The sequence below is a fragment of the Glycomyces sp. NPDC047010 genome (genome assembly GCF_040644205.1).
Taxonomy (GTDB): domain Bacteria; phylum Actinomycetota; class Actinomycetes; order Mycobacteriales; family Micromonosporaceae; genus Glycomyces.
Window position 1 is genome coordinate 74,935 of record NZ_JBEYVY010000010.1, and the last position, 13,003, is coordinate 87,937.

Below are 13,003 nucleotides of genomic sequence, written 5' to 3' on the forward strand. Positions count from 1 at the left end.
GACCTCAACTTTACCGCGTTGCGCGCGGCCCGCGCCCGTGCGAAGCTGGCCCGATGTCCGTCAAGTACCTCTGCTTCTGGAACGAGAGACCCGAGCGCGACGGCAGCCCCGGCCGGGGCTGCCTGAGTCAGTGGTGGCCTTCGGTGTTCACCGACGACGGCCACCGGTACGGCACCGCCGAGCACTACATGATGGCCCACAAGGCATGGCTGTTCGGCGACACCGAGGCCGCCGACAAGATCCTCGACTCCGGCCACCCGGCGCAGGCCCAGAAGCTCGGCCGCCAGGTCCGCGGCTTCACCCAGGACGTGTGGGAGGCCGAGCGCTTCGGAATCGTCGTGCGCGGCAGCGTGCTCAAGTTCGGTCAGAACCCGGAACTCCTCGACTACCTCCGCTCGACCGGGAACCGCGTCCTCGTCGAGGCGAGCCCCAAGGACCGGATCTGGGGCATCGGCCTCGCCGGCGACGACCCCCGCGCCGCCGACCCGCGCTCGTGGCGCGGCCTGAACCTCCTCGGCGAGGCCCTCATGGAGGCCCGCGCGCGGCTCACCGCATGAGAAAAGGCCGGTCGCATCGCGACCGGCCTTTCCCCTTGCGTCCTAGCTCAACCCGTTGTCGGCGAGCCACTGCTTCGCGATGTCGGGGGTCGACATCTGGTCGACCGTGCTCTGCACGTTCAGCCCGACCAGGCCCTCCGGGGTGAGCGCGGCGCTCACCGCGTTGATCACCTCGGACACCTCGTCGGCGACGTCCTCGCTCACCAGCGGGACCACGTTCGACGCCAGGAACAGCGACTCCGGGTCCTCCAGGACCACGAGGTCGTCGGTCTGGATGCGCGGGTCCGCGGTGAACACGTTCGCCACGTTCACGGTCCCGGCCACCAGGTCCTCGACGGTGGTGTCGCCGGTCGCGGAGAACTCGACCTGCACGCCGTAGACCTCTTCGAGTCCGGTCGGCCCGTACGGGCGCTCGGCGAGCTCCGGCGGGCCGCCGAGCGTCAGCGTGTCGGAGACGCCCGCGAGGTCCGCGATCGACGCGAGCCCGTTCTCGTCGGCGAACGCCTTCGTCACGGTGTACGAGTCCTGGTCGCTCGCGGTCGACTGGTCCAGCACCGTGAGGCCCTCGGGCAGGGCGCCCTGGAGCGCGGTGTAGACGTCCTCGGGGGAGCGGGCCTCGGTCTCGGCGTCGAAGAACTGGAGGAGGTTCCCGGTGTACTCGGGGAACAGCGTGATCGCGCCGCTCTCCAGCTCCGGGATGTAGGCGTCGCGCTGGCCGATGCTGAAGCGGCGCTCGACCTCCTGCCCGGCGCCTTCGAGGGCCTGGGCGTAGATCTCGGCGACGATCTCGTTGGAGTAGTACGCCTGTGATCCGATGACGATGGCGCCGTCCGCGGACTCGCCGGTCGACTCGTTCTCGCCGAGCGGGTCCTCGGAGGAGCAGCCGGTCATCGCGATCGCGGTGCCGAGGACCGCCGCGGCGGCGAGTCCAGTGCGTATGCCCCGCATCTTGAACATGGGTCTTCCTTCCACTGATGGGTCTGGCTCGGGTGGTGGGTTTCGGGTCAGGATTCGGTGCGCCGCACGGGTTCGTGGCCCTGGGCGGCGAGCACGCCGTGGGGGACGGCGGCCCGCTGGGCGAGGGCCAGGAGCGCGTCGAGGACGAGCGCGAGGACGGCGACGAGGACGGCGCCGCCGAGCACGACCTCGTACCGGCGCAGGCTCAGGCCGGTGATGATCGGCAGGCCCAGGCCGCCGAGGTTGACGTACGCCGCGATCGTCACGGTGGCGACCACTTGCAGCACCGCGGAGCGGAACCCGCCGACGAGCAGCGGCAGCCCGAGCGGGACCTCCACGCGCCACAGGATCTGCGCCCCGGTCATGCCGACGGCGCGCGCGGCGTCGACGGTGCGCCGGTCGATGGCCTCGAACCCCGCGTACGCGCCGGCGAGCAGCGGCGGGATCGCGAGGATCACGAACGTCACGACGGCCGCTTCGGGCTTGTGGAGCACGCCGAACAGGAGCACGAGCAGCACCAGCAGGCCGAACGACGGGACGGCGCGCGCGGCGCCCGCGAACGCCACGGCGACCTCGCGTCCCTTCCCGGTGTGGCCGATGGCCCAGCCGAGCGGCACGGCGATGACCGCGGCGATGCCGACGGCGATCGCGGTGAAGTACAGCTGCTGGAGGAGCAGGTGCTGCAGGGCGTTCGGCCCGGTCCACTGCTCGGGGTCGGTGAGCCACGCGAAGGCTTCGGAGAGGAGGTTCACGCGGCGGCCTCCACTGCGGGCTCCGCGGCGGGCTTCCGCTTGGCCGGGGCCTTGCTCCGGGCCCACGGCATCAGCGAGCGCCCGGCGAGCATGAGCAGGAGGTCCACGAGCAGCGCGATGAGCGCGACCGCGACGATCCCGGCCAGCACCTCGGGGATGATGCGCCGCTGGAGGCCGTTGGTGAACAGGTAGCCGAGGTTCGTGACGCCCACGAGGATGCCCACGGTCGCCAGCGAGATCGTGCTGACCGCGGTGACCCGCAGGCCCGCGAGGATCACGGGCCCGGCGAGCGGCAGGTCCACGGCCCAGAACCGGCGCCCGTCGCCGTACCCGACGGCGGTGGCCGCGCGGCGCACCGCGGGGTCGACCGAGTCGAGGCCGTCGGTGACGGCCCGGACCATGATCGCGATGGCGTAGATAGTCAGCGCGATCACCAGGTTCGTCTCGCTCGTCGCCGGATAACCGGCGATGACCGGCAGGATCATCAGCAGCGCCAGCGACGGGATCGTGTACAGCAGGCCGGTCACGGTGATGACCCACCCGCGCAGGAGCCGGTACCGCCACGCCACCCACCCCAGGGGCAGGGACAGGAGGAACCCGGCGACGATGGCGATGACGCTCTGCCGCAGGTGGTCGAGCGTCAGGGTGCCGATCAGGTCGAGGTTGTCGGACACCCAGTCCATTCAGGCCCCGCCTTCGACGAGCACGCCCTGCGTGCGGCCCTCGGCGTCCACGAGCACCGGGCCGTGCGGGGTCTGCTTCACCCGCAGCGCCCGCTTGCCGCGCTCGGCGCCGATGAACGCCGCCACGAACTCGTCCGCGGGGTTCTCGGTGATCTCGCTGGGGCTGCCGACCTGGAGGCGCTCCGCGCCCGCGGCGAGGATCGCGACCTGGTCGCCCAGGAGGAACGCCTCGTCGATGTCGTGCGTCACGAACACCACGGTCTTGTCGAGCTCCTGCTGCAACCGGATCAGCTCCGTCTGGAGCTCCGCGCGCACGATCGGGTCGACCGCGCCGAACGGCTCGTCCATGAGCAGGATGTTCGGGTCCGCGGCGAGCCCGCGGGCGACGCCCACGCGCTGCTGCTGCCCGCCCGAGAGCTGGCTCGGGTACCGGTCGGCCATCGAGGCGTCGAGCCCGACCGTGTCCATGAGTTCGAGGGCCCTGGCCCGCGCGGCCCGCCTCGTCCCGCCGGTCAGGCGCGGCACGGTGGCGATGTTCTCGGCGACGGTGAAATGCGGCATGAGGCCGCTGTTCTGCATGACGTAGCCGATGCTCCGCCGCAGCGCGACGGCCTTCTTGTCGGCGACGTTCTCGCCGTCGATCTCGACCGTCCCGGAGGTCGGCTCGACCATCCGGTTGATCATCCGCAGCAGCGTCGTCTTCCCGCAGCCCGAAGAGCCCACGAACACCGTGGTCTTCCGCGACGGGATCACCAGGTCGAACGAGTCGACGGCGACCGTCCCGTCGGGGAATCGCTTGGTGACGTTGCGGAACTCGATCATCGGGCTCCTCCTAGGGTCCGGGCGCTCACGCGACACTACCCGATTTGCACCAGCCCTACGCTTCCTCCGCGCTTACGTTTTCCGAAACAGAGTGTTCGACTCGGGTACGCCGCCCGCCCGCGCCGGTATGGTGGGGCGCAAACGAACGGAGAGGAGCCGGACATGGCGGAGCAAGTGGACGTGGTCGTCGTCGGCATGGGCCCCGGAGGCGAATCGGCCGCGGCGACGCTGGCCCGCGCCGGACTCACCGTGGTCGGCGTCGAGCGCCGCCTCGTCGGCGGCGAATGCCCCTACTACGGCTGCATCCCCACCAAGATGATGGTCCGCGGCTCCGACGCCCTCGCCGAGGCCCGCCGCGTCCCCGCCCTCTCCGGCACCGCCGACGTCACCCCCGACTTCGCCCCTGTCGCCGCCCGCATCCGCGGCGAGGCCACCGACGACTGGAACGACCAGGTCGCCGCCGACCGCTTCACCGACGCCGGCGGCCGCCTCGTCCGCGGCGAGGCCGTCATCACCGGGCCCGGCGCCGTGCGCGTCGGCGACCAGGACTTCGCCGTCGCCAAGGCGGTCATTCTGAACACCGGCACCGAACCGGCCGTCCCCCCGATCCCCGGCCTCGCCGACACCCCCTACTGGACCAACCGCGACGCCGTCGCCGCCACCGAGGCCCCCCACTCGCTGATCGTCCTCGGCGGCGGCGCCATCGGACTCGAAATGGCCCAGGCGTTCTCCCGCTTCGGCACCCAGGTCACCGTCTTCGAGGCCGCCGACCGCCTCCTCGCCCTCGAAGAACCCGAGTCCGGCGACCTCGTCGCGGGCGTCTTCCGCACCGAGGGCATCGCCCTCCACACCGGCGCCGCCGTCGAACACGTCGCCCACGACGACGGCCGCTTCGCCGTCAAGGCGGGCACCGTGACCGTGGAGGCCGACCGCCTCCTGGTCGCCACCGGCAGGAAGCCCAACATCGGCGGCCTCGGACTCGACTCCGTCGGGGTCGACGCGACGGGCCGTTCACTGTCTCCCGACGTCCACATGCAGGTCGCCGAAGGCGTCTACGCGATCGGCGACATCGCCGGCAAGGGCGCCTTCACCCACATGTCCATGTACCAGGCCAAGATCGCCACCGACCACATCCTCGGCAACGACAACCCCGGCGCCGAGTACCACGCCGTCCCGCGCGTGACCTTCACCGACCCCGAAGTCGGCGCCGTCGGCCTCACCGAGAAGCAGGCCCGGGACCAGGGCATCCAGGTGGCGACCTCCGTGTCCGAGATCCCGTCCTCCTCCCGCGGCTGGATCCACAAGACCGGCAACGAAGGCTTCATCAAACTCGTCGCCGACACCGACCGCGGCATCCTCGTCGGCGCCACCTCCGCAGGCCCCACGGGCGGCGAAGTCCTCTCCATGCTCACCCTCGCCGTCCACGAACACACCCCGATCACCCGCCTCCGCCAAATGATCTACGCCTACCCGACGTTCCACCGAGCAGTAGAAGACGCCCTCTCCCGCCTCTGATCGCGATATCTGTCAGGTATCCGACTCCGCGGATCGGCATTTCCGGCATTGTGGCGACCCTACATATTTACTTGTATAAATACAAATTCCATAACCGGATCAACCCGCCTGTGGCGATGAAATCCATTGCCGCGCAAGGAATCTCGGCAATGCCCGGAAACTCGGTCTCAAGATCATTATGCATCGAAGTAAGTAGATCCTTACCTGCGCATTGCATTCGCCTCTGCCATCATTGAAGGTCCGCATGTTTCAGTTGCAATGGCGCACTGAGCAAACGACCCCGACGGCAGAAGTGCGCCTTGATCCACCCGATTTGCGGTGCCGCTTCCGCCCTCTCCGTGGAGGTGCGCGATGCCCAGAAGGCGTTGGCCCACAGAGGCCGAACTCAACCGGAGCCTGACGCTCGCGGCGATGTGGCTCCGGCGTCACCGGATGCCCGGCATGCAGGCGTGGCCGGTCTCGGCGGGCGGATCGGACCCGTCCCTGTGGGGCGGCACCGTGGACGCGGTCTGCGCGGTCACCGCGCTCCGGCGGTCGGGATGGTTCGACGTCGGCGTCCTCGACGACGTGGACCTCGGCGCGGCGAAGCGCTGGGCCATGACGCAGCAGAACAGGGACGGGTCGTTCCGCAGCGGCGAGTTCGCGTTCTCCGGCGCGGAGCCGACCGCGTGGACGCTCATCGCGCTCCACCAGATCACCCCCGACGAGCCGAGCCGCGAGGTCAGGTCGGCCCTCGCGTACCTGGAGTCCTGCATCGACCTGAACGACGGGTCGGTCTCCTCCGCCCCGCACGGCGACCTGCCGCGCACCATGCCGTCCGCGCTGACCCTCTGGGCGTTCGCGCTCTGGCGGCACCAGGAGGACCTCCGGGCGAAGATCGTGTCCTACCTCCTGCGCTGCCAGGACAACTCCAGCCACGGCTGGGGCGTGACCAGCTCGGCCCGGCCAAACCCCGCGACGACCGCCCAGGTCCTCGTCGCGTTCCAGGCCGCGCGGGTCTCCGAGGACGACTACCGGCTCGCGGTCGAGTACCTCGTGGACGCGCAGCGTGACAGCGGCCGGTGGCCCAACAGCCTCGACGAGTGGGCGGCGGCGCGCCTCACCAACAAGTGCGCCAACAGCGGCACCGCGTGGTCCCTGCTCGCCCTCGCGAAGCGGCGCGACCACCGCTCCCGCACGGCCTGCCTCCGCGCCGTCAACTACCTCATCGGCAGCGACCAGACCGTCTCGGGCCCGGCCGCCGACCGCGGCTCCTGGAAGCTCTACGACGACGGCGCGCAGCGGCACGTCTGGCTCACCGGCCAGATCATCGTCGCCCTCGCGGCCTGGCGCAACGCCCTGCCGCCCGAGGGGTTCCACCGCGACGGCGTGCGCTTGACGACCTGGCTCCTCACGGCCTTCGACTTCCTCGTCAGCCGCGCGCCCCTCATCTCCACCCTCGGCGTCCTCGGCGCCGTCGTCGCCCTCACCATCGGCAACACCGAAACCGGCCTCCGCTACCAGATCTTCGGCGACGGCGTCACCTTCCGCCAAAGCCTCCTCACCTCCGGCCTCGGCACCGCCATGCTCGGCGCCCTCACCTGGCTCTACAGAGGCACCAAAACCTGGAGAACCCGCCGCCGCCAAGACTGACCCCCGTCTCCCATCCGAAACCCCACCCTTCGAGCCCTGGGCGGTACCACCGCGTCGGCGGCAGGCCGAGGGCCCCGAGGCTTCCGCCTCGGGGCCTACGACTCGGCGCGGGAGCGGCGTCACTCGATGCCGAGCCACAGTTCGTAGACGACGCGGTTGTTGCGTTCCGCCGTCCGGCACTGATAGAGATAGCCTTCGTCCTCGTAAATCTCGCCTTTCGTCACGCAGGTGACGCGGCGGGCGAAGAAGGACTCGTAGAACCACTGCACCTGGGCCGTGTATTCGCCCGTGACGGACGAGAACGTCTCGACCCGGTCGGCCCCGGGGTCCGCCGAAGCGGTGCCGGCGACGGCGATTCCCGCGAAGGACGCCGCCAGCGCGAGCCCGGCGAACGTCGCCGCGACCCTTCGGATGTTGCCTTTGCGGGCACTGTTGAGGGACATGGTGTTCCTTCCGCTGCAATCGTGGTGCGATCCGCTTTCCCAGGAGGATTCGAGACTCGGCCGACCGCCCGGAGCGGGACGACCCAGACGAGCCGCCGCCACATTGATCAGTCTGGCGGCGGGGACGCCCTCGGAACAATGCAGGACACCGGCAGAATAGGGGCAGATGAACCCGCTCGAACCACTCGTGCCCGACTGCCTCTCGGAAGCTAGCAATGCCGTATGACAAGAAGACGAAAGGCGGGTCGATCTCCCCGCCCGGCCTTCTCAGCGCTCGGAGATCTCCACGTCCCGGCGTCCCTGGCGCCAGGTCTCCATGAGTTGCATGCCCTGCAAGTTGATGATCACGCCCAAGGCGAACATCAATCCCGCCCCGGGCAGCGCCACCACGAACCCGACCCCGTACGTCCCGAAGCTCGTCCAGAGTCCCAGCAGTAGGGTCACCACGCCAATGGCGAACATCCACCCGGCAGTCTTCCCCGCGCGCTTGACCGCTTTCTCGATCTCATCGTCGAATTTACTCATGTCCCCACGATATGGACCGCAGCCCGTATTCGGGGTCCCGGCGATCCGCGAAAGGGGGGCCCGGCTCGCCCGTTCGTGCGCTTCCAGCCCGTCCGGCCAGCATGGACGAGTCCAACCTTGCTGGGTAGTTCATCGGCGCCCCGATCGCCGGCTTCGGCCTCACACTCCTCGCCCTCGCCTGGACCGCGGCCGTGGTCTACCGCCAACTCCTCGACATGTCCACCCCCGCCGACAAGCCCTGACCAGAAGCGAGAAAAAGCAAAGGCCGGTCGAAAACGACCGGCCTTTCTGTGTCTGCGATGAGCCCATCCTCGCGCAGTCCTCGGAGAGCGACCGCCTCTCGCCCGAGGCGGCAAGTACCCCTATCGGACCGCGCTCCGAGCGAAGATCCACATGAGCTAGGCTCGGAAAAACTGAACCTGTTCAACTCGCGTCCACGATCTCCATGGACGCCAAGTGGAAAGACAACAGGATGTCCATAGCCTCGAAACCCCTCATTCGAAGAATGGCTCTCGCCGTGCTGGCGGGAGCCCTAACAGCGGCCGGGATCGCCTCGCCCGTGCTCGCAAACACCCCCAACGCCCCTGCCATCACCAGCACCGATTTCCCCGAAGGCATCGACGCTGATGTTCCGATGGTCGGCGAAATCGGCACCTTCACGATCACCGCCGCGGACCCCGACATCAAGAAGTACACGCTCGAGATCCCCGGATCCCTGTACCGGGAGATCACACTCGACCCGCTCAGCGAGACCGTCTCCTTCAAGTACATGCCGACGAACCCCGGCTCCGAAGTCCTCACTGTCCGCGCCCTCAACACCGCGGGATACTCCGTCGAGACGGACTACATCTTCAGCGTCACCGCGAAGGACCCGGTCGGCAGCTGGACGCTCGCCGAACCCTCCGGATCGCTCCAGGTCGCCGACGCGAACGGCGCCAACCTCGGCACGGTGGGGGGCGGAGTCGATCTCGGGGTCGATGGCCCAGGTGCCGCCACGGCGGCCTCCTTCAACGGCCGCGCGGGAGCATTCGTCAACACCACCGACACGGGCCTCCTCCGGACCAACGAGGGATTCGCCGTGTCCGCCTGGGTCCGGGTCGACGACCTCTCCCGCGACCAGGCCGCCGTCAGCGTGAAGAGCGCGGAGGAATCCGGATTCGTGCTCGGATACGACTCCCTCTCAGCGACCTCGGGCGAGTGGGCATTCTGGATCCCAGACGCGAAACTCTCCCCGACCAGCGAATGGAAGGCCTCTGGCGGTTCGGTCCGGACTGGCACCGCGGACGAATGGGTTCACCTCACCGGCGTGTACAACTCCATCGGTCGTTCGATGAAGCTGTACGTCAACGGAGTCGAAGCCGCGTCCACCACCCGCGGGACGACCTGGAACGCCGCAGGAGACGTCCAGATTGGACGGGCGCGTGCCGCGAACGCATGGGCGTACCAGTGGAACGGTGACATCGCGGAAGTCCAGGTCTTCGACCGTGTCGTGTCCCCCGGCGAGGTCGCAGGCCTCGGCGTCTACAAGACCTTCGGGCGTGAAGGCTACTGGACCTTCACCACCGCATCCGACGGCCTCAGCCCTGAGCACACCGGGGGCGAGGCCGCGCAGCTGCTCGGCGACGCACGGATCAACACTGGCCCCGAATTCGATGAGGACGGTTTCCCCGTCGGTGACGCGCCGTTCCCGCTGGTTGGCGACGGCGACCTGTTCTTCGACGGCGACGGCGACTGTGCGACCGTGACGACGCCCGTCGTCGACACCTCGGGCTCGTTCTCACTGTCGGTGCGGGCGCGACTGGACTCCACGACAGTCGCGAACGACATGGCCGTGCTCTCGATTTCGGGACAGCACCAGTCCCTGGTCGAAGTCCGGTTCAACGCGACCACGAAGCTGTGGGAGCTCGCCCTCGCCACGGCCGACGCCGAGGGCGCTGAGAAAGTCGCCGCCGCATCCCGGTTCGCCCCCTGGGAAGGCGACACCCCCGGGCAGTCGCTCACGGTGGTCTTCAACGGGGCACTCGGTGAGTGGGCGCTATACGTCAACGGCGTAGAGAGCGCCTCGATCGAGGACACCACAGTCGAAGCATGGACTGCGACGGGCGGAATCCATATCGGAAGGTCGCTCTCTGACGGCGAGTACGGTTCTTACTTCGCAGGAGCCATCGACGATGTCCGCGTGTACTCCGGCGCCCTGGACGCGAGAACCATCGCACTCCTCGGTTTGACGACGTCCATCGAACTTCCGAACCTCTGACCGTTTTGTGGCTCTTGGCGATCGCCAAGAGCCACACCGGTCGGCCGATGACGAGCGCTGTCGTCGCATCGCTTCGCAGCGTCTCGGCCACCGCGGTCTGACCCGCGCGGATCAGGTCGATTGATTGCCTTGGCAGCCGCTAGGCTCGCCGCCGAAGCCCGAATGCCTCTGACTTAGAAGCGCTCTAGCCTAGGCGCGTCACTGGAGGGAAGCCCGTGGGCGGCGAGGCGATGCTCTACGGCACTGCGTGCCAAGGAGAACGCGTCATCCACGGATCCGGTCGTGGTGGCGACCTGGACGAGTTCAGGCCGACGATGTGCCCGTCGAATTCCGCCAACTCCTCTGCGGGGACCCACAGTTCGAGGATCGTGCTGCCGCCGACGTGCTGGACCGGGTAGCGCTCAGCGTACTCCTTGTCGACGTCGAAGCGGGTCACGTAGCCGACGCCGTCGCGGGCGATCTTGACCGCGTGCTCCTCGTTGAGGATCGGGTAGAAGATCGGCTGGTCGGGCAGACGCGGCGGCCATGCGGTGAAACCGGATTCGCGTACCAGCGCGAGTTCAGCGGGGCCGCACGGCCGCCACAGGGTCATCGTCTCGGTTATGGAGTTCACGGCGCCTCCTTGCAGAGCCGAGGCAGCCTCGGTTCTGGCAATACCACCGCCGACCCGCCAAATAAATTGGGCCGCAACCGATTAGAACGGCCAGTCTGCGTTCCGACCCCGCTCCGGCAAGGGGATCATGCCGAATCCGGCGTCGGGTCAGCCCTCCGAAAGTGTGCCGGCCCCCGAGGCTGGAGGGCGCGTGGCCGCGCTTGTAGCCCGCGAGGTTCCAGGTGAAGACCATGCGGTCCGTGGGAACCGCAGCGGTCACGTCGTGCCGACCGTGGAACTGCGCCTGCTCGCCGGTCAGGCCGGTCGTGGTCCCGGTAGTGCCACCGCACGGCCTGCTCGGTATCGGTGCCGCCGCCGATGAAGAATTCGTCGGACTTCCATCGGTCGATCGAGCGCAGCAGCGACTCGCCCGGCTTGAGCTGGAATACCTTGGACGCGTCGCGGCCGTTCCAGTTGTTCGAAAACGACACGACGTCCGCGTGCTCGCAGCGTCGCGCGAGTGCCGGGCCGAACACGGTCGCCGCATCCCAGCGCATGAGCGAGCCGTCACGGGAGAAGCCCGCGTTCATCGAACCGGAGGTGTCGACCAGGTCGAGGGTCCTGCCGCGCCGCTCGGGGACGCCGACCAGGTACGCGTCCAGTGCCCGCTCCAACGCGTACGCCCACCGCAGCGACGGCGCGGCCCGGTACGCCGACAAGAACCACATCGGCAGTTGCCGCGACTTCGTGACCTCCTCGAGGTCGGCGAGCTTCGCGATGACCAGGTCGGCCGCCCACTCGGCGACGCCCACCTCGTCGAAGTTCCTCAAGTTCCGAAGGCACGCCATGTAACCCATGGTCGGGATCAGGGCCTCCCAGAGGCGTGCCGCACTCGCGCGGGGCCCGGCGAAAGACTTCGCGGCCACCCAGGTGAGTCCGGCAGCTGCAATACGCTCGGTGTCCAGGAGGAGTCGCCAGTTGTTGCTCGCGTCGCGCAGGAGCCGTCGGCCTGCTCGTCGTGACCGAAACAGCGGTCGAGTAGGTGCTCGAAGAGGTCTCCCTGCCGGTCGTCGCGGGGCGGGGTGCACGAGTTGAGCACGTCGCCGAAGCGGAAGCCCGCCGACGCCGTGTCGTACTTGAGCGCCGCTTGTTCGGTGTACAGCCGCGCCGCGGCGTCGGCGATGCCGCGCTTGACTGGCTTGGGAATCCGTCGCCTGTAGGTCGCGGTCCAGTACGCGAGTGCCTCGCCGGGCTCGTCTGCGCGTTGGAGCACGGAGTCGACGATCTGGCGGCAGCCGGGGAGTCCGACGGTGTTGAGCGCGTACGCGGCCTCGAGCGCCCCGACGAGCGAGGCCGAGCGCAGGTTCGAGCCGGTGCGGAGCCAGGACAGGAACCGCGCGGTCCAGTCCGGATCGTCGAGGGCGACATCGTGGATCAGCTAGGTGCAGCGGTCGTCCCGGTCTTTGGCGCGCTCATGGAAGGTCTGCTCTCCGACCATGTTTGTGGATTCAAACCCGCGTCTCCCGATTCAAAAGATCGACACAAGCGGACACGACCTGAATTTCCCGGCCCGTCCCGAACCGGCCCGGGGAAGCAGAATAGGCCGGTCCGCGGACCGGCCTATTCTGAAGTGGCTCCCCAACTTGGACTCGAACCAAGAACCTGCCGATTAACAGTCGGCTGCTCTGCCAATTGAGCTATTGGGGAATGGTTCTGCCGTGGTGGCGAACCGGATACGAGACTACAGGAGGGGAGGGAGCGGGTGCCACCGGGGTCGGTGTGGTGTGGGTCCTCGGGTGGGTGGAATCGGGGGTGCGTTTCGTGCTTGGGCAGGCGGGGCACCCCGGAATGCGGCAGAATGGCCGCTGTGTGCGGGGGACGCACGGATGACGAGGCAGCGTCCGGCCCGAGGGTCGGCCGGGGAGGCAAACATGCGGAAGTGGTATCTCGTGGCCGGGTTCGCGGTCGGGTACATCCTGGGCGCGAAGGCGGGCCGGGAGCGGTACGACCAGATCGTCGACTACACGCGCCGGGTGACCGGGAACGACAAGGTGCAGCAGGTCGCCTCGTCGGTGCGGAACCAGGCGGGGAAGGCCGTGAACGCGGCGCAGGACAAGATCAAGGACACGAAGTTCGGCGAGATCATCGAGAACTTCACCACCAGCGCCGACGAGCCCCCGAAGGCCGAGCCCTGGGACTCCGCCGGAGTCACCACCCCTGCACGAAGCGAGCGGGCCCTTCGCGAGGACTCGCCGGGTTTCTAGCGAT

General features: G+C 68.6%; 14 protein-coding genes and 1 tRNA gene. 5 read left to right on the plus strand and 10 right to left on the minus strand.

Annotated elements, in window-relative coordinates; translation table 11 throughout:
- Window positions 1-53 precede the first annotated feature (53 nt).
- On the plus strand, window positions 54-557 hold the full coding sequence (locus AB0A65_RS20000) for an NADAR family protein (RefSeq protein WP_359953169.1): 504 nt from the start codon (window positions 54-56) through the stop codon (window positions 555-557).
- Between the two features lie 42 nt (window positions 558-599).
- On the opposite strand, the gene AB0A65_RS20005 is transcribed toward AB0A65_RS20000, so the two are convergent.
- From AB0A65_RS20005 to AB0A65_RS20020, 4 genes are read right to left on the minus strand one after another with little or no spacing between them, the layout of a single operon-like run.
- The gene (locus AB0A65_RS20005; protein WP_359953170.1) at window positions 600-1,514 is read right to left on the minus strand and encodes an ABC transporter substrate-binding protein; all 915 of its coding nucleotides are present in this window, start codon (window positions 1,512-1,514) and stop codon (window positions 600-602) included.
- 47 nt (window positions 1,515-1,561) lie between these two features.
- Window positions 1,562-2,266, minus strand: coding sequence for an ABC transporter permease subunit (locus AB0A65_RS20010; RefSeq protein WP_359953171.1), 705 nt, complete (start codon window positions 2,264-2,266; stop codon window positions 1,562-1,564).
- Window positions 2,263-2,949, minus strand: a complete 687-nt coding sequence (locus AB0A65_RS20015) for an ABC transporter permease (protein ID WP_359953172.1) — start codon at window positions 2,947-2,949, stop codon at window positions 2,263-2,265. Before AB0A65_RS20015 ends, AB0A65_RS20010 begins: the two co-directional genes overlap by 4 nt.
- Window positions 2,950-3,771: an ATP-binding cassette domain-containing protein gene (locus AB0A65_RS20020; protein WP_359953173.1), complete on the minus strand. Its 822-nt coding sequence runs from the start codon at window positions 3,769-3,771 to the stop codon at window positions 2,950-2,952. It abuts the gene before it with no gap.
- Between the two features lie 162 nt (window positions 3,772-3,933).
- Here AB0A65_RS20020 and AB0A65_RS20025 point away from each other — a divergent pair, with 162 nt between their 5' ends.
- Entirely contained in the window at window positions 3,934-5,286 is a 1,353-nt protein-coding gene (locus AB0A65_RS20025; RefSeq protein WP_359953174.1) for an NAD(P)/FAD-dependent oxidoreductase, read from the plus strand.
- Window positions 5,287-5,637: 351 nt separating this feature from the next.
- Window positions 5,638-6,918, plus strand: coding sequence for a prenyltransferase/squalene oxidase repeat-containing protein (locus AB0A65_RS20030; protein ID WP_359953175.1), 1,281 nt, complete (start codon window positions 5,638-5,640; stop codon window positions 6,916-6,918).
- Between the two features lie 119 nt (window positions 6,919-7,037).
- On the opposite strand, the gene AB0A65_RS20035 is transcribed toward AB0A65_RS20030, so the two are convergent.
- Window positions 7,038-7,361, minus strand: coding sequence for a hypothetical protein (locus AB0A65_RS20035; protein ID WP_359953176.1), 324 nt, complete (start codon window positions 7,359-7,361; stop codon window positions 7,038-7,040).
- A 267-nt stretch (window positions 7,362-7,628) separates the two neighbouring features.
- Window positions 7,629-7,886: a hypothetical protein gene (locus tag AB0A65_RS20040; RefSeq protein ID WP_359953177.1), complete on the minus strand. Its 258-nt coding sequence runs from the start codon at window positions 7,884-7,886 to the stop codon at window positions 7,629-7,631.
- Window positions 7,887-8,331: 445 nt separating this feature from the next.
- On the opposite strand from AB0A65_RS20040, the gene AB0A65_RS20045 reads away from it, so the two are divergent.
- The gene (locus tag AB0A65_RS20045; protein WP_359953179.1) at window positions 8,332-10,143 is read left to right on the plus strand and encodes a LamG domain-containing protein; all 1,812 of its coding nucleotides are present in this window, start codon (window positions 8,332-8,334) and stop codon (window positions 10,141-10,143) included.
- Window positions 10,144-10,378: 235 nt separating this feature from the next.
- Here AB0A65_RS20045 and AB0A65_RS20050 read toward each other — a convergent pair whose 3' ends face one another.
- From AB0A65_RS20050 to AB0A65_RS20065, 4 genes are all read right to left on the minus strand, one after another.
- A complete protein-coding gene (locus AB0A65_RS20050; RefSeq protein ID WP_359953491.1) occupies window positions 10,379-10,747 on the minus strand; it encodes an ADP-ribosylation/crystallin J1 in 369 nt (122 codons plus the stop codon).
- 134 nt (window positions 10,748-10,881) lie between these two features.
- The gene (locus AB0A65_RS20055; protein ID WP_359953181.1) at window positions 10,882-11,592 is read right to left on the minus strand and encodes a TROVE domain-containing protein; all 711 of its coding nucleotides are present in this window, start codon (window positions 11,590-11,592) and stop codon (window positions 10,882-10,884) included.
- An 8-nt stretch (window positions 11,593-11,600) separates the two neighbouring features.
- The gene (locus AB0A65_RS20060) at window positions 11,601-12,008 is read right to left on the minus strand and encodes a hypothetical protein (RefSeq protein ID WP_359953183.1); all 408 of its coding nucleotides are present in this window, start codon (window positions 12,006-12,008) and stop codon (window positions 11,601-11,603) included.
- A 358-nt stretch (window positions 12,009-12,366) separates the two neighbouring features.
- Window positions 12,367-12,442 (minus strand) — tRNA-Asn (locus AB0A65_RS20065).
- A 224-nt stretch (window positions 12,443-12,666) separates the two neighbouring features.
- Here AB0A65_RS20065 and AB0A65_RS20070 point away from each other — a divergent pair.
- On the plus strand, window positions 12,667-12,999 hold the full coding sequence (locus AB0A65_RS20070) for a YtxH domain-containing protein (protein ID WP_335985899.1): 333 nt from the start codon (window positions 12,667-12,669) through the stop codon (window positions 12,997-12,999).
- The last annotated feature ends 4 nt before the right edge of the window (window positions 13,000-13,003 follow it).